Here is a 17487-nt window from a genome sequence, read left to right as displayed (position 1 = left end):
AGATAAGGAGAGCGTGATGACGGCTCAGATCATTGATGGCAAGGCATTTGCCGCAACTGTCCGCGAGAAAGTCGCGGGTCACGTGACCCGCTTGAAAGAAGAAAACGGCATCACGCCGGGTCTGGCCGTGGTGCTGGTGGGCGAAGATCCCGCGTCGCAGGTCTATGTCCGCTCGAAAGGCAAGCAGACCGTCGAAGTGGGCATGAACAGCTATGAGCATAAGCTGGAGGCCGACACCTCGGAAGAGGATCTGCTGGCGCTGATCGACAAGCTGAACAACGACCCTGCCGTACACGGCATTCTGGTTCAGCTGCCGCTGCCCGGTCACCTGAACGAAGACCTGGTGATCAACTCGATCGACCCTGCCAAGGATGTGGACGGGTTCCACATCTCGAACGTGGGCCTGCTGGGCACCGGTCAGAAGTCGATGGTCCCGTGCACCCCGTTGGGTTGCCTGATGATGCTGCGCGACCACCACGGATCACTGTCGGGGCTGAACGCCGTCGTGATCGGCCGTTCGAACATCGTGGGCAAGCCGATGGCACAACTGCTGCTCGGCGACAGCTGCACCGTCACCATCGCGCATAGCCGCACCAAAGACCTGCCCGAGGTCGTGCGCAAAGCTGACATCGTGGTTGCCGCCGTGGGCCGCCCGGAAATGGTGCCCGGAGACTGGATCCGCGAAGGAGCCACCGTGATCGACGTGGGCATCAACCGGATCGAGCGTGACGGCAAGAACAAGCTGGTCGGCGATGTGGACTTTGAAAGCGCCTCGAAAGTGGCGGGCGCGATCACCCCGGTCCCCGGCGGCGTCGGCCCGATGACCATCGCCTGCCTTCTGGCCAACACCCTGACCGCCTGCTGCCGCGCCAACGGCCTGGCCGAGCCGGATGGGCTGACGGCGTAAGCTGAAAGTTTAGAAATCTTGAACGGCGTCTGGGAAACCTGGCGCCGTTTTGTTTTGGAGAGCGGCGGGCGAAGCAGTAATTCGCTGACTTTGTTTCAGCGGCGGGTACACTGTGTACTGAGTTGATAATCGCAATCGGCATCATTTAGTTTATACCTACAGCCAAACTGCTCGAAAAGTTGTATTGTGGTAGTTCTAATCCGAATGGATATCGAGGAATGGCCATGATTGACCAGAATGCGGTGCTGGCAACGCTGGAAGAATATGCCGATGCCTATTGTGCCAAAGACCTGCAACGGCTGATGGCCGTCTTTGTAGATGGCGAGAGTATCTCACTTATTGGAACAGGCGCTGACGAGTTGTGTTCAGGGCGCAAAGCAGTCGCATCTGTTTTTGAACGGAATTTCCGCGACGCGACTGCGACGCAATTTGAGTGGCAATGGCAAGATGTAGCGATCCACAAAGACGCCGCGACAGTTGCGACGACGCTGAATATCCATCTGGAAATCGGCGATGAGAAGTTAATGGTGCCCGTTCGTTGGACAGTTTCACTTGTGAAGAAGGGCGTGGAGTGGAAGTGGGTGCATCGACATGCATCATCGGCTGCAGGTTCTCAGGAAGAAGGTTCGGCCTATCCAGTAGAGAGCTAGGCCGACCGCTATTCAATGTTAAGACCGCAGGAAACTCGCTGCCGGATTTGTCCGTTTCGTATTCCAATATGCATTGCGCGGCACCAGACAATTTGGGCTCCCAACTGACTCTCGTTAATCAACAAACACCCCTCAATCCTTAAACTCCGCCTCCCGTTTCTGCATCCCGGCCATCACCGCCTCCATCTGATTGGGCGTGCCCATCAGCTTTTCTTGCGCTTTGCTTTCGGCAATCAGCGTCTCGCGGGTGTCCAGCAACTCGGTGTCGCGGATCAGGGCTTTGGCGGCGCGGATGGCGTCGGGGGATTTTGATGCGATCTCGGTGGCGATTTTCTGTGCGCGCTCCAGCGGCGTGTCTGAGATCTCGGTCACAAAGCCCCAGTCCAGCGCGGCGGGGGCCTCGAATTGCTCGGCGGAATAGGTCAGCTTGCGGATCACGTCGCCCCGTGCCAGTTGGCGCATCAGGACCATGCCGCCCATGTCGGGGATGATGCCCCAGCGGCCCTCCATGATCGAAAAGCGCGTGTCCGGGGCCGCGATGCGCATATCCGCGCCCAGCATGATTTGGAACGCGCCGCCGAACGCATAGCCATGCACGGCGGCGATCACCGGTTGGGGCACCTCGGCCCAGACCATGCTAGCGGCTTGGAAGAGGTTCGAGTTGTTGTGGGTGCGCTCCAGAAACACGCCGCCCTGCATCGCATATTGAGCGATCTTGGGCATGGCGTTCAGGTCCAGCCCCGCGGAAAACGCAGGCCCGTCGCCGGTCAGCACCACCGCACGGATGTCCTTGCGGGCGGCGAGGGTTTCACCGGCGTCGACAATGGCGCGGATCATGTCCAAATCCAGCGCATTTCGCTTGTCCGCGCGGGTCAGCGTGACCGTGGCGACTTGGTTTTCTTCGGTGATGGAAACGCGCTCTGACATGATTTTATCCTTTGTGTTCAATGAACTTTGCGCTGTCTGGTCGGAGGGGCGCAAGTCTCACGTCGCGGCAACCGGAATGTCGACGGGGACCATCGTGCCGATCAGCCGCGCAATGTGGACCGTCTCGTCGCCGTCCTCGGCCCAGACGTCGGCCTCAACCGGGATCAGGCGCCGCCCGGCTTTGATGACGCGGCCTTCTGCAATCAGGCGTTGACCTTTTGCGGGCGCGAGCAATTGGATCTTCATCTCAGCTGTCAGCACCTCTTGGTCTGGGCGCATGACGGACATGGCTGCATAGCCCGCCGCCGTGTCGCCCAAGGCGAAGGTCAGTGCCGCGTGGCCGAAATCATGCTGCTGTCGCATGTCATCATGGATGGGGCTGGTGATGCGAAACGATCCATAGGCGCAGCTTTCCACCTCAGCGCCCGCAAAAGTCATCAGGGATTGGGCGGCGAAGCTGCCCTTCAGGCGTTTTTCCATCTCGGGTGACAAATCGGTCATGGCGGTTCCTTTCGCGATCAGCATAGACCCGCTGGCCGGTCGTGACATCAAAACGCCACGTCAAAGGTTGCGGGGGCATCGGAATGGGGCGGGGAGCCGGTCAGAACGCGATTGCATCCTCCGCATCAGGTCGGAGCCCGCCCATATAAGTCCCATAGGCGGGCAGGATCCGCGCCAAGCGCGACCCGCTGCGGTCGGAAAGCCAGCTTTGGAACTCGGCGGGAAGGGGCGTCGTTGGGGGCGGGATAGGGAATTCCGGGATGGGGCGAAATTACTCATTTCAGGGCGACGGAAAATCGCTGGGAAATCGTATCACGCAGGACGACCAAAGGAGGTTTGTGATGTCGACACTGCGCAAATGGGCCACACCACTGACGGTGGGATCATTTCTTGTGATGGGCGTGACGGGCACGCTGATGTTCTTTCACCTGAACACCATGGTGGGGAAGGTGATCCATGAATGGGCCGGGTGGCTGATGCTGATCGGCGTTGGCGCGCATATCGTGCTGAACTGGCGCGCGCTGACCACCTATTTCAAACGTCCACTGGCGATGTGGATCATGGGCGTTGGGGCTGCGTTGACCATCGCGACGTTGCTGCCAATCGGTGGCGCTGGTGAGCCGCCCGTCCGCAGCATGGTGATGGCCGTGGCGCAGGCAGACGAGGCGACGTTGATGGCTCTGTCCGGGCATGATTTGCAAGAGGGCCGCGTGCTTCTGTCCGAGGCGGGTGTCGATCTGCAGCCGGGCCAAAGCCTTGCCGATGCGACTGATGGAGATTTCGGACTTCAATCCGCGGCCATGTCGGCGCTGTTCGCATCAGGTGATGACCACTGACCCCAGAACTTGCCGGTTCCGTCCCAGACCGGCAAAAAAATCGGGCGGGGTTTTTTAACAAGACCTCGCCCGGTTATGCGTCATTCGTTTAGTGAATGATCTCTTCTTCTTTTACGAACATGTTTTCCCAAGCGCGGTCGACCAGTTCCGGCGTCATCTGATAGGGGATGCCTTCGAATTCACAGATCGAGATCATCTGGTCGATCAGGAAGATCGGTTGATAGTTTGCATAGACGTTGTCGATCAGCGGGTACTTGTTCTTCAGAAGGTGGATCAGGGCCTCTTGCGACAGAGGCATCTTCCGCTTCTTTGCGACCATGGCGAAGATTTTCAGGAAGTCTTCCTGATCCGGTCCGTCGATCTTGATCTTATAGAAGATACGGCGCAGAGCCGCCCTATCGAAGATCTTGTTTGGGTGGAAGTTGGTCGAGAAGATGACCAGCGTGTCAAACGGAACCTCGAATTTTTCCCCCGATTGAAGCGCCAGAATATCCTTGTTTTCTTCCAGCGGAACAATCCAGCGGTTGACCAGCGCCTGCGGGGGTTCGGTCTGACGGCCAAGGTCGTCCACGATGAAGACGCCACCGGTGGATTTCAGCTGCAGCGATGCCGTATAGGTCCGCGCGGTCGGGTTGTAGACAAGGTCCAGCATGTCCAGCGTCAGTTCCCCCCCGGTGATCACGGTGGGGCGATCACACAGCACATAGCGGCGGTCGTATTTCTTGGCTTTGCGGCGCAGCGTGTCTGGATTGTCAAAATCCTCTTCGGCCGAGGAGTGCACGATCGGGTCATAGACCGTGATGATCTGGCCGGAATACTCGATGGCCTTGGGAACATAGATCTTGTCCCCAAGCGCGTCCCGGATCCCGTTCGAGATCGACGACTTCCCGTTGCCCGGCGGGCCATACATCAAGATCGAGCGGCCCGAACCAACAGCCGGTCCCAATTGGTCCAACAGGTCGTCCGGCAGGATCAGATGCCCCATCGCGCCGGTCAGCTGATCGCGGGTCATGGTGATGTTGCGGATCGACTGGCGTTTTACCTGTACGGCATAGACTTCCATCGGAACGGGCATGGCGCCGAAATACTCGGACTGCGATAGCGCATCCAACGCACGCGCCTTGCCGGTGTCAGAGAGGCGGTACCCCATTTCTGAACTTTGTGCGCCGGCATGCATGGTGCCCATTGCCTCGACCAAGCCGAGGTCGCGCCCCATGTCAATCAGCTCCTGTACCACGCGGGCTGGCACGCATAGGACGCGTTCCAGATCGGTGATCCGCTCTAGGTTGGTGCGGAACATGGTCTTCAGAAGGATATCCCGCATCATGACCGTGGTTAGCCCAAGGTCACTGGCGGTTTTCAGGCCCGGAGGGGCAATCATATCAGACGGTTGCACATTCATTTTCTTTGCCCGATCATTCGTTCAGATTATTCCATTAATCCGTGTATATATGCACTTGTATAGCTTACAAAGCCTTGCCAGAGAATACATTGACGCTAATCTGGCTACAAAAAAATGAGGGCAGGGATGAGCGCAAATAGTGGTAAGATTTTGGCGGTCTTCATGGCCGCGCTTCTGGCGGCCTATGCAACCCTGACCTTTTTGAAGGGTGGGTTATACATCGGCAAGCATGAAGGGGACACGCTGCACCTTCTGCAAATGTTGTTCCGAATGCAGGGCGGAGACTGGCCGCATTTCGATTTCGTCACCCCGATCGGCATTCTGGCTTTTGCGCCAATTGTCGTCTTTCTGAAGGCCGGATATGGCGCCGGGCAAGCGATCTTGGCGGGGCAATACCTTGTGGCTCTGGCGCTGTTTCCATTTGTGTGGTGGGTGGCAAAAAGCAGGTTTTCTGGGGGCTGGGCCTATCTGTTCGCGGCCACCATCCTGATCTTCTGCGTGGCTCTGGTGTATGGCGAGGCCGTGGATGCGGTCTCGATCTCGATGCACTACAACCGCTGGGCCTGGGCCGCAGCCTTCTTGGCGATTGCCGTCGCCATGATCCCGTCGCGGGGTGGGCGCGGCGCGGCCGTTGCTGATGGCGTCGTGGTTGGCATGATGATGGTCGTGATGGCGCTGATCAAAGTGACCTATTTCGCGGCGTTCTTCTTTCCGGTCCTGATCGGGCTTTTGGCACGCGGGGCCGGACGCACGGTGCTTTGGGCAGTGGTCAGCGGAGTGGTTGCTGCAGGCTTGGCAACGCTGGTTGTCGGGACGCCCATCTTCTGGCTGGCCTATCTGCAGGATCTTCTGAACGTCGCCGGGTCCGAGGTGCGTCCGCAGCCAGGCCGCGACTTCGGCTATGTGGTCAGCGCGCCCGCCTATATTGGCGGATCACTGATCATTTTGGCGTCTGTGGTTCTGATGCGACAGGCGGATCGCATGCCCGAAGGGCTGATGCTTTTGCTGCTGGCCCCGGCATTCTTCTATGTCACGTTTCAGAATTTCGGAAATGATCCCCAATGGTTATGGCTTCTGGGGCTGTTGCTGTTTGCGCGCCGTCCCGACGCCGGACTTAAAAACGGATTTGGTTGGGATTTGCGGCAATCGGTGACGCTGTGCGCCGTAGCGGCACTGGCGCTCGCATCTCCGAGCTTCATGAATTTAACGGCAAGCACGTTCCGCCATCTGGCTACGGATGTCGAGAAATACGTCCCACTGATGCCCGGCTCGGGGCTGCATGAGGACCTTCAGACTTTTGCCCCGCGCGCTTTCCAGCTGGATTACCGGGCGGCGATGGATGGTGAAGGGACGCCCTTCGCGCATTACGCCGAGTATACGGACCGGGATAAGCTGGAAGTGACCTTCCAAGGTGACGACCTGTCCTATTGCACGTTAGAGCTGGGGATGGTCGGGTGGTTTGAAACCGTCGCCAATGACATCGCCACATGGGACGGCGGCGAGGGGGCTGCGCTGTTCACTGCGGACCTGCTGTCCAGCTATTGGCTTTACGCCGATCTGGCGCCTCTCAAGCGCGGGGCACCTTGGTATTACGGCGAGCTGTCGGGGATCGAGAACGCCGACTATCTGCTTGTTCCCAAATGTCCCTTGTCGGCACCGACGCGCAAATCCATCCTTGGCGAGATTTCGGCGCAGAGCTGGGCCGACAAGGTGACAGAGGTGCGCCGGACCGCGCTGTATACGCTCTATGCCCTGCCTGGGGAAAAGGCCGAGCCAGTAGAGCTTAAAGCCGACCCCGACGACGAAACCTCGTAGGGTGGCACTTCACACCAATGCTGGGACGAAAAAACCCGCAGCCGAAAGCTGCGGGTTTTTTTGATGTTTCGGTTTGTATATCAGGCGCCGTAGATCAGGCCGCAGACCAGATAGGTCAGGAAGGTCAGGCAGATGCTCAATCCCATTGGATAGTCGCGCCGTGACCAGCTTTCCCATTCCGGCGTCATCTCTCGCAAGGGTTTGATACGGCGCAGAATTCTGTGCAGCGTGAAGCCGATGACGATCATCGCCGCAAAGATGGTCAACACCAAAAACGTATCCTGCACAGCCACAAAGGGCGCGATGGCCGCGGCGAATTTGGCATCGCCAGCCCCCAGCATACGCGCCGCATTCATCAGAAATCCAATGACAAGGATGAGCGCGAAATGGGACCAGCGCCATAGATATGCGGACAGATCCAACGCAAAAAATCCAAGAACGGCAAAGCCGATCAGCAAGACCATGACAGCCTTGTTTGGGATCTTCATCCGGGACATGTCTGACCACATCACCCATGCGGACACCAGAAGGGCGAGTGGCAGGAATAGCATTGCTGCCCATTGTGTCAGGAAAATCTGCATGCGCCTTACCCGTTGGAGATGTTGTTTTCCAAAGCTTCAAGCGCGCGCGCGGCGGCTTCGAAATGCTGTGGATGGGTGTCGATCGCTTCCTGAAGCAGGCCCTTCCCGATTGTCACATCGCCTTGCTTGATCGCGGACAGGGCAAGCGTATGCAGAAGCTGCGCACGCTCGATCTGGGTCATCGAGATGACGGGCAGGTCATATTTCCGCTGCGCGCCCCGTGCCAAGATCAGGTTGTTCTTGGTGGTGAAGCGCTTGGCATCATAACTCAGGGACTGGATGAACAGGTCTTCTGCCCCCTTATAGTCCGCGCGTGTCAGCTTCGAGTATCCCCAGTTGTTCAGAACGGTCGCCGGGTTCGTCGTCAGGCCCACGGCGGTCTCATAGAAGCTGTCTGCCTTCTTCCATTCTTCCTTGCTGTCGGCGATCATCGCCTCAAGCCGGTAGCGACGGAAGGTTTCGTGCGTTGGGGGGATCTTGTTCAGTTCCGCCTCGGCCTGTTCCCAGTCGCCTGCACGGATCAGCGCATCTGCCAGCGAGACACGGTCTTCGTTGGTGGCGCCGGGAAGCGACACAACTTTCTTCCATGCGCCGACGGCTTCCGATGGCCGTTTGGCGCGCACAAGCGATTGCCCAAGGCCGCGTTGAAGATCAATGCGATCAGGATTGCTTTTGACAGCACTGCGGAAATAGGCTGCGGCTTCGTCCGCATCTCCGACCGTCAACATGATGTCGTTCAGATTACTTTCGTCGATGACATTCAGATCTGCCAAGGCGCGTTCTACGTCTTCCCCCTCGTTCTTGGGGTTTTGACATGCCGAAAGGGCCAAGGCACTGCTTACGCAAAGCACAAGTAGAGTTGGGTGGCGCATGTTCGCGTCCTTTACTGCTCGTCTCTCCGTCTAGATTTCGGACAGTAGCAGGTAGTCACCCGAGCCCCTCCGAACCAGCGAAAATGTATCATTATTGGCTGGATCATAGTCCGGATTACCTTGATTGGCGAGCGCTAGGCGTAAATTCTCTCGAATTTCGGCAGATTGGCCACGATCCAGACCAAATGCGATCCGGAACACACGGGCTGCTTCGCTGACTCGGCCGGTTTCCATCAACACAACGCCCAGGTTGTTCCAGGCAGGCGCAAAGTTCACATCCACTTGGGTGGCTCTGCGCAGCAGCTTTTCGGCTTGTCCCAAACGTCCGAGCTGCAAGTTTGCGGACCCGAGGGCAGACAGGACATCGACGGTGAACCCATGCTCGATCGCCGCCCGCTTGTAAGCTTTCAGCGCAAGCTCGTGTTCGCCCGCCGCAGTCAGCCGATGACCGACGATCAGCCCATCGACCGAGTCGCCCAGCGTGCCGTAGGTTCCGGGGGCATATGGGCTGTCGGGCGCGTGCCCAAATCCGGTGGTGCCCGTTTGGCATCCGGCCAGTAGCATCACGGTCGCGAGCGATGTCAGAATGCCAGCGCGTACGCCTCTATGCTTTGGAAGGGCAGGGGGCTGGATCACGTGATGTTCCTTTCCATGCCGGATGCGCGGTCAGAATCTGACGTTCTTCAGGGTCAGGTAGATCTGGTAAACGGACGGTCCGATCAGGATGATCAGCAATGGTGGCACTGTCAGCATCATGGTGGCCAGCGTCATCTTGGTCGGCAACTTGTTGGCCTTTTCCTCGGCGCGCATTACGCGTTTGTCTCGCATCTCGCTTGCGTAGACGCGCAAGGCTTCTGCGATGGATGTACCAAAGGTCGAGGACTGGATCATCACGGTCACAAAGCTGGCCACATCCGCCACGCCCGAACGTTCGGACATATCCCGCAGAACCTGTACACGGTCCTTACCGGCCTTCATCTCGTTCGAGACGATCGAAAACTCATCCGCTAGTGCGGGGTAGGAAGGGCGAATTTCCTTGGCGACGCGTAAGATCGCCTGATCAAGCGACTGACCGGCCTCGACGCAAACCAGCATCATGTCTAGCGCATCGGGAAAGCCGTTGATGATTTCTTCCTTGCGCTCTTCGACGCGGCGCGTCACCCAGTATTTGGGCAACATGTACCCGCAGATGCCGGGCAACAAAATCCACAGGATGCGGGCCTGCGTGCTCATTTCCTGCTCATTGGCGGTTTTTAAAATGGTCAGGAATACACCAAACGCCAACAGGCCAACACCCAGAGCAAACTGCGCGAAGTGATAGGTCTGAACCGCATTTTTGCCCGGGTAGCCAGCTTGCAGCAGTTTTAGCTGAATGGCCGAATATTCTTCAGCGTCCTGAGGTTCCAGAAATGCCGAGTATTTTTCAAGCTTCGTCGACCCTTGGGCCACGCGTAGGTCGGCTTTCTCGGCGCCTCGTGCGGTGCCTTCACGCTGCTTTTTCAATTTGTCTAGCGGGTCAACCTGCTTTCGCAACACAAAGGGCAGCGTGACGACGACCAGAAGGATGCCGACGCCCCCGAGCGCAAGAATTGGCCCCGCGGGTCCAAGCTGTTCGGTCAGAAAGTCGATGATGGATTGCATGGTTTTGCCAGCCTAGACTTTGATGTTCACAAGCATACGCATCACGAAGATATTGGCGATCAGAAAGCCACCCACGACCAAACACGCCGGAATGAAAAAGGCAGTTTCGCGGACATCATCGTAATAGTTGGGCTGGATCAGGTTGATCATGACCAGCGCGACAAGAGGGAAGCCCGACAGGAAGTTGCCGGACCATTTGGCTTCAGACGTAATGGCGCGCACCCGACGAAACAGGCGAAAGCGCGAGCGGATCACCTTGGCCAGACCGTCCAGAATCTCGGCCAGGTTGCCACCCGAGGTCTGCTGGATCGTCACAGCCACCGCAAGAAAGCGCATGTCCTGGTTGTCCATACGCTCGGCCATATTCGCAAGAGCTTCGCCCACGTCACGACCATAGGCGCTTTCGTCGGCAATCAAACCCATCTCGGTCCCCAGCGGATCCGGAACTTCTTTGGCCACGATCTGTACCGCCGACGAGAAAGGGTGACCAACGCGCAGCGAGCGCACCATCAGTTCAACCGCGTCAGGCAGTTGCTCTTCGATCATCGACATCCGCTTTTTGGCTTTGTTGCCGACCCAGAAGAACACTCCGCCGACACCCATCACAATGGACACACCTACGCGTACGGGAAGGCTTGCGGCGGTTGCGACGCTCAGTCCGAAATAGGCGAAGACCGACAGGGCGGCCATGATGACGATCAGCTGTGTCGGGGTGAATGCCAAGGCGGCTTTTTGCGCCTTGGTGGCGAGAAGGGAATAGAACGGAATGCCCTGCGCCTTGACGTGCTGGCTCATCTCTTTGCGCAGTTTTTCCAGCACCTCTTCGCGGGCCGCACCCTTTTCCAGCATGTCGAGGCGGCGGTTCACGCGACTGTTCAGGCTGATGGATTTCCCAAACAATGTCAGATAAATACCTTCGACCAGCAGCAAGACTGCCAGGAAGATCAATCCATAGATAATTGGTTCTGCAGAGATCGTCATGATCAGTCGCTCCAAGGCTCGTAGATCGATGCGGGCAGGTCGTAACCCCACTGGCGGAAGCGTTCGGCATAGTGGGACCGGACACCGGTCGCGTTGAAGCGCCCGATGATTTTACCATCCGGCGCGAGCCCTAGGCGCTCATAGCGGAACACTTCCTGCATCGAGATAACTTCGCCTTCCATGCCGGTGATTTCGGTGATCGAGACCATGCGACGTGACCCGTCCTGAAGACGGCTGGCCTGCACAATCAGGTTCACAGCCGAGGCGATCTGGCTGCGGATGGCTTTGATTGGCATTTCGATCCCGGCCATCGCAACCATGTTTTCCAGACGCGACACAGCATCACGTGCCGAGTTCGCGTGGATCGTCGTCATCGACCCATCGTGACCGGTGTTCATAGCTTGCAGCATGTCGATAACTTCTTCGCCGCGCGTCTCACCCACGATGATGCGGTCAGGACGCATACGTAGCGCGTTTTTCAGACAGTCACGCTGGCTGACCGCGCCTTTGCCTTCGACGTTTGCCGGGCGGCTTTCCATACGGCCCACATGGGTCTGTTGCAGCTGAAGTTCTGCCGTATCCTCGATGGTCAGGATGCGCTCACTGTCGTCGATGAAGGACGACAGGGCGTTCAGCGTGGTCGTTTTACCCGAGCCCGTACCACCGGACACGATCACGTTCAGGCGGGTGGCAACTGCGGCCTGAAGATAGGCGGCCATTTCCTCGGAAAAGGCGCCGAAATTCACCAGCTCGTTGATGCCCAGCTTGTCTTTTTTGAACTTACGAATAGAGACCAGCGAGCCATCCACCGCAATCGGGGGGACCATCGCGTTGAAGCGCGAGCCATCGGCAAGGCGCGCATCGACATGCGGGTTCTGTTCGTCGACACGACGGCCAACAGCCGAAACGATCTTGTCGATGATGCGCAGAAGGTGACGTTCATCCTTAAAGGCCACGTCGGTCAGTTCAAGCTTACCATCGCGTTCGATGAAAACCTGCTGTGGGCCGTTTACCAAGATATCGTTGACGGTTTCGTCCTGCAGAAGGGGTTCCAGCGGACCCAGGCCCTTAACCTCGTCATACAGTTCCTGGTTCAGAATTAATCGTTCGTCGCGGGTCAGAACCACGTCGCGCGTTGTCAAAAATTCTGATGAAATATCAGTGATTTCTGCGCGAAGATCCTTTTCCGAAGCACCGTCGAGTGCGCTCAGGTTCAGGTTGTCCAGAAGCTCTTTGTGAAGTTCGGTCTTGATTTCAGACAGACGTTCCTTGCGCTTGCGTTCCTTGTCAGACGGGGCCGCGGCTGCGGGGGCCTTAGGTTTGACCGGCTCTGGGGCTTTCACCCTTGGGGCGGCTGCCTGTTTGGGCGGGGCCGAGATGATACCTTCTTCGATCTGCCGGCCATCCAATGCGGCCAGTGGGCTGCCCCCTTTGGCTTGAGGCTTGGCTGGTTTCTTATAACGCGAGAACATGTTGCCTCCGATAGATTACTGGGCTGCGACGTCAGCCTGGTTCAGGTCATGCACGGATTTTGCAAGTTTCTGCATTTCTTTGCGCAACACGTTCTTCGGAGCGGAGTTGGCCAGTGGAGCGCCGTGGTCCCCTGACTCTGGCACCTGCTTACCCCCGTCGGGTAGCATCAGCTCGATCGAAATATCGAGGCTTTCCGCCAATCGTTTCACGCGCGATTTGCCCGACAAATCCGTAAATTTCGGGGAGCGGTTGAGAACATAGCGCAGTTTCTCAACCGGCAGCTCTTCGGCTTTCAACGCTTTGATCATGCGCAACGTATTTTGCGCCGAGCGCAGGTCAAGTTCCAGCGTCACGAAATAGACATGCGCGGCTTGCAGTACCGTTTCGGTCCATTGGACCAACGTGTTGGGCATGTCGATGATGACATAGTCGAAATTGGTCCGTGCCATTTCAACGATCCGCTCGACGTCCTCAACGGTGATCATGTCCAACGGAAGAATATCGGGCGGAGCGGTCAGGACGTGCAGGCGGTCTTCATAAGTCAGAAGGGCCTGCATGAAGATTTCCTGATCCATCATTTCCGTGTCGGTCAGCAGCTCATAGACGACGTCGCGGCGTGGTAGATCAAGATAGGTGGCGGTTGATCCGAACTGAAGGCCGAAATCCAGCAGACACACACGCGGTGGGGTCGTTTTCTCTACTTGGGTCAGTTCCCAGGCCAAGTTGACAGCGAATGTGGTCGCACCGGTGCCACCTGCCATAGGTTGAACGGCCAGAATGACGGCTTCGCGATTTCCCGTAGACTTTCGGGGCGCGTGTTCCGGGGGGGCGGCATGGGCGACGGGCGCGACCTCTTTTTCACGCATACGCTTGATCGCGTCATGAAGCGCGCCATCGGGAAGCGGGTAGGGGACGAATTCTTCGGCACCCAGTTTTAGCAACTGGTGCAGCGCAATCGGGCTGACCTCTTCGGCGATAACGATCACTTTGATGTTTCGCTGCACAGCGGCTTTGATCACTGCCGCAACGGTGCTGAGGTCTGCCTCGTCCTGATCGTCCAGCGCCATGGCGATGAATTCAAGGTCTTTGCCATCAGGCTGTTCAAAGAATGCAACAGCGTCTTCAAGCGGAAGGTCGCCCCAAGCCTCACCCAGCTCGGCCTCCATATCTTCAATCAGAAGGTCGAAATTCTGCACATCTCGCGAGACTGTGCAGGCGGTGATCGGTTCGGGATCAGATTGTAGCTCGGCGCTGCCACTCATTTCCTTGTTCCTTTCATATCCGGCATTGCGGCCCTTTCGGATCTGACGACCGGGTTCTCTCGTTAATTGCGAATCGCACACACACAAACAAATAGCGCCCTGGCGGAGTGAACCGTTGCAGGGAATCTAGGCAAGAATGCGGCCCTCAGCCTTTATTATCCGCATTTTATGGACAGTGTGCCCAATTGGAAAGTATCTGTTTCGCCCTTACGAACGAGCTTGTCACCTTTTTTCAGAGTCGTTCTTGCCTCAATCCTTCTGACTATAGCATTGATATCGAAAGAAATAAACTAAATGCTCGACCAAGCTTTGCGAAGTAGTCAGCTGTTGAACAGGTAAGCAGATGCCCTGTCGCAAAGGAAAAGGGGCGCACTCTTTCGCGCGCCCCTTTCTGTCACATTTTGATGTGAAGTTACTCGACCGATCCGGTACCACCCTGCGCAATTTGGGGGGGCGGCACCGCGCTTGCAATATACTGTCGGTTGATGATTGCAGCATACTTGCCGTCAAGCAGCGTGGCCTTTCGGTTGTTGGCAAAGCCACTGACCTCGGTCACGGTGCGGCGGTTGCGCAGCTCTCGCTGATCGGTCTGGATCAGCGGGCGGGTTTCACCATAGCTGACGACAGCCTCAAGGCGCGAACGGCTGATGCCGCGCGACACCAGATAGTTCACAACCGCACGCGCGCGGCGCATGCCGAGGCGTTTGTTATATGCGGTCGATCCAACAAGGTCGGTGTGACCGTAGACGCGGAAGCGAATTTCCGGGAATTGCAGGATCCAAGTCGCCTGCGTGTCCAGAATACGCCGCGCTTCGGGTGTCAGATTGGCTTTATTGAACTCGAAGTTCACCGTGTCTCCAACTTCGCGGCTAAAACGTTCCGCGAGAGCTTGCACAACGTTGATCTGTCCGGTCTGGACGCCAAAGTTGTGTGCGGTCGGAGTGCCGAAGCCACCTTCATCCAGACTTCCACCAGCTTCGTTCAGCCAGAAGTGCATCGCCTGAGGGTTGTCCGCGCATCCCGAAAGAACTGCGATAACTGACGTGGCGGCGATAATGGGTTTGATCCGTTTCATGTCACTATCCTTATTCCATCACGTAGCCGTAAGACCCCGAAAAGTCTTGTTTGGCAATCTCAGCAGCAACACCCGTCGTCGGGGAAGTGGCTTTGGCTGTTTTGCCAAATAGGAACAGGCCTTTTTCGGACGGGGGGCGAATGCGGTCAGTCGGGACGGCCAGGAATTCACCGCGGGTGGGGGAGACGAGGTGCGCCGAGACAATGATGACCAGTTCCGACTGGCGGCGCTCGTATTCCGTCGAGCGGAAGAGGGCACCCAGAACCGGCAGATCGCCAAGCCACGGGACCGTGCCGATTGCGTCGCGGAAGTCGTCTTCGATCAGGCCTGCGATCGCAAAGCTTTCACCATCTCTTAGTTCAACCGTCGTCGATGTTTCGCGGCGGCGGAATGTGACGGCGTCGTAGCCGTTGCCGACATTGACAACCCCCTCTACGCCCGACACTGCAGCTTTCATTTGCAGATTGATGACGTCGTCATTCAACACTGTTGGGGTGAAGTTCAGCTCAACACCGATGGGCTTGTATTCGATGGCGACCCCATCGTCGTCTTTTACCGGAATGGGGTATTCGCCACCGGCAAGGAAGGCCGCTTCCTGACCTGACAAGGCCGTCAGGTTCGGCTCGGCCAATGTGCGCACGACGCCTTTGGTTTCAAGGGCTTCCAATAGAATGCCGACTTGGAAGCTGCCAGCGCCGAAACCAATTTTGAAAGCGCCTTCAGCATCTGCAACCGTTGTTGTCTGCGTTGTATCCAGCAAGCTTGCGCCCTGGCTAAGCCCTACGCCGGTCGCAGCCTGAGGACTGGTTGGTGAGAGGCCGCCAGAGAACGCTAGGGAACTCGACAGCGCCTTGCGCACCGAGCGGTTCATTTCGGCAAAGCGTACTTTCAGCATCACCTGCTGTGTGCCACCCACGTTCATCATGTTCGATACGCGCTGGGGCGCGTAGCGGTTCGCCAGATCTAGGGCCAGCGCCATTTGTTGTGGAGAGCTAACTACGCCAGACAACACGATGCCGTCATTGGCGGTGCGCACTTCAATGCCTTCACCCGGAAGGATCTGGCGCAGACGCTCTTTGAATTCGCTGATATCCGGCGTGACGTGCACTTCGACGTTGCTCAGGAGCTTACCATCCGGGCCCAGAAGGGTCAGCGTGGTGCGTCCGGGGGTCTTGCCCAGCACATAAATTGTGCGGTCAGACAGGGTCGAAATGTCTGCGATGCCGGGATTTGCAATGGAAAGTTCCGCAAATGGATTGTCGCTTTCAACGACTACGGCGCGGTTCATTGGAACCTTCAATGCGCGCGATGGGCCGGTGTCAGTAACACGAAGAGTTTCCGCAAAACCTGCTACAGGTGCGGTTCCAACTCCTAACGACAGACCCAATAGGGCCGCCTTGATAAAACGATCGATCTTCATGTGATCCTGCCTCTCTGATCACGTATATGTTTGGAGGTACCTGCCGCTGACAGGATTTCCCCTTTGCTCGTTGACAATGTAGCCCTCTTGTCGGGGCAATCACCGCTTATTAGTCGCAACACTGCGACGGATTGACTGAAAAATCAACAATCAATGACGTTAAGGCCGGGGCTTATGTGTGCCGAACGCAACACTTATTCTGTTTGGCCCCGGCCGGAACTTTTCTGGCTTGCCTTAGTTGGGGCAGGGAATGGGGGTTTCGATGATCTCGGCGCCGCGACGCGTACGGACCGAGCAGCTTTGCTTCTGGGGCGCATTGATCTCGCCGATGATCTCGCCTTGGCCAACCTCGACAGCGTCTGTGGTCGTTTCGTCCTGTGCACCAACTAGGGCCAGAGACAAGCGCCCGCTGGCCTGCGCCTGAGCCAGTGCTGCAACCTGTCGAGGCGTGACCTCGACGGTGATCGTCCGCGCGATGGTAGGGGCGGTTCGGTCGTTGTCGGCAATTTGGTCCACGGCGATCAAGTCTACGTTGGCTAGGATCAGCTTGGTGATGGCCTCGGATTCGCCAACTGAATTTACCCCCGTGCCTGACCAATACACATCAACACGGTCCCCAGGGCGCAGGAAGCCGGACACGCCCGAGCTGACATCCACGCGAATGGCGAAGGCGCGCATGCCTTGGGTCAGGCGTGACGAAACCCCTGCATCGGCGCCGGGACGTGACACCTTCACTGTCATCAGGGCCTCGCCTTTTTCCATGGCGCGGATCACAGTGCGGAATTTCCGCTCGCCTTCAGGGAAAATGTCTTCGATTTTTCGGAACGTTCCTTCCGGGATAGCGTTTTCGGGCCACTTCACCACGCGAAGGTCTTTGGCTGTGATTTGTTGACCATAACGCAACGTCCGGTTGACCACAAAGACTTCAACGGTAGGAATGACTGCCACGCGCGCCGCGCGTTCGGCGTCCAGCTGTGCCTGATATCCCCCAATGAAATCGCGCGCCATATAAACGGCAAAGCCAGCCAAGCCGATACCAACCACCAAGACTAGTCCGAAAATCAAGCGCATCCGAATTCCTTTCGTGTATATCAATCTGCCGCCTGCGAGCTTGAACCTGTCTGCATCAGAGGATTTCGTCCAA

17 protein-coding genes are annotated in these 17487 nt (G+C 57.5%); 4 read left to right on the top strand and 13 right to left on the bottom strand.

The genetic code is table 11. The features are described 5' to 3' along the window. Positions 1 to 16: 16 nt before the first annotated feature. Both folD and G0Q00_RS04395 read left to right on the top strand, forming a co-directional pair. Positions 17 to 907: a bifunctional methylenetetrahydrofolate dehydrogenase/methenyltetrahydrofolate cyclohydrolase FolD gene (folD, locus tag G0Q00_RS04400; protein WP_163036743.1), complete on the top strand. Its 891-nt coding sequence runs from the start codon at positions 17 to 19 to the stop codon at positions 905 to 907. Between the two features lie 224 nt (positions 908 to 1131). Beyond that, positions 1132 to 1557, top strand: coding sequence for a nuclear transport factor 2 family protein (locus tag G0Q00_RS04395; RefSeq protein ID WP_163036741.1), 426 nt, complete (start codon positions 1132 to 1134; stop codon positions 1555 to 1557). A 132-nt stretch (positions 1558 to 1689) separates the two neighbouring features. Here the strand turns inward: G0Q00_RS04395 and G0Q00_RS04390 are convergent, their stop codons facing one another. Then, positions 1690 to 2484, bottom strand: a complete 795-nt coding sequence (locus G0Q00_RS04390) for a crotonase/enoyl-CoA hydratase family protein (RefSeq protein WP_163036739.1) — start codon at positions 2482 to 2484, stop codon at positions 1690 to 1692. A gap of 57 nt (positions 2485 to 2541) precedes the next feature. Next, a complete protein-coding gene (locus G0Q00_RS04385; RefSeq protein ID WP_163038303.1) occupies positions 2542 to 2976 on the bottom strand; it encodes a PaaI family thioesterase in 435 nt (144 codons plus the stop codon). A 350-nt stretch (positions 2977 to 3326) separates the two neighbouring features. Here G0Q00_RS04385 and G0Q00_RS04380 point away from each other — a divergent pair, with 350 nt between their 5' ends. Then, complete coding sequence (locus tag G0Q00_RS04380; protein WP_163036737.1) at positions 3327 to 3821, top strand: DUF4405 domain-containing protein; 495 nt, start codon at positions 3327 to 3329, stop codon at positions 3819 to 3821. A gap of 88 nt (positions 3822 to 3909) precedes the next feature. Here the strand turns inward: G0Q00_RS04380 and G0Q00_RS04375 are convergent, their stop codons facing one another. Continuing rightward, positions 3910 to 5223, bottom strand: coding sequence for an ATPase (locus G0Q00_RS04375; protein WP_163036735.1), 1314 nt, complete (start codon positions 5221 to 5223; stop codon positions 3910 to 3912). 126 nt (positions 5224 to 5349) lie between these two features. On the opposite strand from G0Q00_RS04375, the gene G0Q00_RS04370 reads away from it, so the two are divergent. Then, entirely contained in the window at positions 5350 to 7038 is a 1689-nt protein-coding gene (locus tag G0Q00_RS04370) for a hypothetical protein (protein WP_163036733.1), read from the top strand. An 80-nt stretch (positions 7039 to 7118) separates the two neighbouring features. On the opposite strand, the gene G0Q00_RS04365 is transcribed toward G0Q00_RS04370, so the two are convergent. From G0Q00_RS04365 to cpaB, 10 genes are all read right to left on the bottom strand, one after another. Further along, positions 7119 to 7619 carry a prepilin peptidase gene (locus tag G0Q00_RS04365; protein ID WP_163036731.1) on the bottom strand — a complete coding sequence of 167 codons (501 nt, stop codon included), beginning with the start codon at positions 7617 to 7619 and terminating at the stop codon, positions 7119 to 7121. A gap of 5 nt (positions 7620 to 7624) precedes the next feature. Beyond that, a complete protein-coding gene (locus G0Q00_RS04360; RefSeq protein ID WP_163036729.1) occupies positions 7625 to 8491 on the bottom strand; it encodes a lipopolysaccharide assembly protein LapB in 867 nt (288 codons plus the stop codon). A 30-nt stretch (positions 8492 to 8521) separates the two neighbouring features. Beyond that, a complete protein-coding gene (locus G0Q00_RS04355; protein ID WP_370458532.1) occupies positions 8522 to 9127 on the bottom strand; it encodes a tetratricopeptide repeat protein in 606 nt (201 codons plus the stop codon). Positions 9128 to 9157: 30 nt separating this feature from the next. Next, positions 9158 to 10132, bottom strand: a complete 975-nt coding sequence (locus G0Q00_RS04350) for a type II secretion system F family protein (RefSeq protein ID WP_163036727.1) — start codon at positions 10130 to 10132, stop codon at positions 9158 to 9160. A gap of 12 nt (positions 10133 to 10144) precedes the next feature. Further along, positions 10145 to 11113, bottom strand: coding sequence for a type II secretion system F family protein (locus G0Q00_RS04345; protein WP_203564891.1), 969 nt, complete (start codon positions 11111 to 11113; stop codon positions 10145 to 10147). Between the two features lie 2 nt (positions 11114 to 11115). Further along, on the bottom strand, positions 11116 to 12585 hold the full coding sequence (locus G0Q00_RS04340) for a CpaF family protein (protein WP_163036725.1): 1470 nt from the start codon (positions 12583 to 12585) through the stop codon (positions 11116 to 11118). Positions 12586 to 12600: 15 nt separating this feature from the next. After that, entirely contained in the window at positions 12601 to 13848 is a 1248-nt protein-coding gene (locus tag G0Q00_RS04335; RefSeq protein ID WP_163036723.1) for an AAA family ATPase, read from the bottom strand. Positions 13849 to 14260: 412 nt separating this feature from the next. Continuing rightward, entirely contained in the window at positions 14261 to 14923 is a 663-nt protein-coding gene (locus tag G0Q00_RS04330) for an OmpA family protein (RefSeq protein WP_203564890.1), read from the bottom strand. 10 nt (positions 14924 to 14933) lie between these two features. Then, positions 14934 to 16343 (bottom strand): type II and III secretion system protein family protein, encoded by a 1410-nt coding sequence (locus tag G0Q00_RS04325; RefSeq protein ID WP_163036721.1) that lies wholly within the window; start codon positions 16341 to 16343, stop codon positions 14934 to 14936. Positions 16344 to 16577: 234 nt separating this feature from the next. Beyond that, complete coding sequence (cpaB, locus tag G0Q00_RS04320) at positions 16578 to 17414, bottom strand: Flp pilus assembly protein CpaB (RefSeq protein WP_163036720.1); 837 nt, start codon at positions 17412 to 17414, stop codon at positions 16578 to 16580. Positions 17415 to 17487: the final 73 nt, after the last annotated feature.

The sequence above is a fragment of the Aliiroseovarius sp. PrR006 genome (assembly GCF_010500215.1).
In the GTDB taxonomy this organism is placed as follows: Bacteria; Pseudomonadota; Alphaproteobacteria; order Rhodobacterales; family Rhodobacteraceae; genus Aliiroseovarius.
This window is presented reverse-complemented; position numbering and strand designations above follow the sequence as displayed.

Bases quoted from the DNA above. Each gene is read 5' to 3' on its own strand.
- G0Q00_RS04390 (WP_163036739.1), bottom strand. From the start codon at position 2,484: ATGTCAGAGCGCGTTTCCATCACCGAAGAAAACCAAGTCGCCACGGTC.
- G0Q00_RS04330 (WP_203564890.1), bottom strand. From the start codon at position 14,923: ATGAAACGGATCAAACCCATTATCGCCGCCACGTCAGTTATCGCAGTT.
- G0Q00_RS04340 (WP_163036725.1), bottom strand. From the start codon at position 12,585: ATGTTCTCGCGTTATAAGAAACCAGCCAAGCCTCAAGCCAAAGGGGGC.
- G0Q00_RS04365 (WP_163036731.1), bottom strand. From the start codon at position 7,619: ATGCAGATTTTCCTGACACAATGGGCAGCAATGCTATTCCTGCCACTC.
- G0Q00_RS04380 (WP_163036737.1), top strand. From the start codon at position 3,327: ATGTCGACACTGCGCAAATGGGCCACACCACTGACGGTGGGATCATTT.
- G0Q00_RS04360 (WP_163036729.1), bottom strand. From the start codon at position 8,491: ATGCGCCACCCAACTCTACTTGTGCTTTGCGTAAGCAGTGCCTTGGCC.
- G0Q00_RS04375 (WP_163036735.1), bottom strand. From the start codon at position 5,223: ATGAATGTGCAACCGTCTGATATGATTGCCCCTCCGGGCCTGAAAACC.
- G0Q00_RS04325 (WP_163036721.1), bottom strand. From the start codon at position 16,343: ATGAAGATCGATCGTTTTATCAAGGCGGCCCTATTGGGTCTGTCGTTA.
- cpaB (WP_163036720.1), bottom strand. From the start codon at position 17,414: ATGCGCTTGATTTTCGGACTAGTCTTGGTGGTTGGTATCGGCTTGGCT.
- G0Q00_RS04335 (WP_163036723.1), bottom strand. From the start codon at position 13,848: ATGAGTGGCAGCGCCGAGCTACAATCTGATCCCGAACCGATCACCGCC.
- G0Q00_RS04395 (WP_163036741.1), top strand. From the start codon at position 1,132: ATGATTGACCAGAATGCGGTGCTGGCAACGCTGGAAGAATATGCCGAT.
- G0Q00_RS04370 (WP_163036733.1), top strand. From the start codon at position 5,350: ATGAGCGCAAATAGTGGTAAGATTTTGGCGGTCTTCATGGCCGCGCTT.
- G0Q00_RS04350 (WP_163036727.1), bottom strand. From the start codon at position 10,132: ATGCAATCCATCATCGACTTTCTGACCGAACAGCTTGGACCCGCGGGG.
- G0Q00_RS04345 (WP_203564891.1), bottom strand. From the start codon at position 11,113: ATGACGATCTCTGCAGAACCAATTATCTATGGATTGATCTTCCTGGCA.
- folD (WP_163036743.1), top strand. From the start codon at position 17: ATGACGGCTCAGATCATTGATGGCAAGGCATTTGCCGCAACTGTCCGC.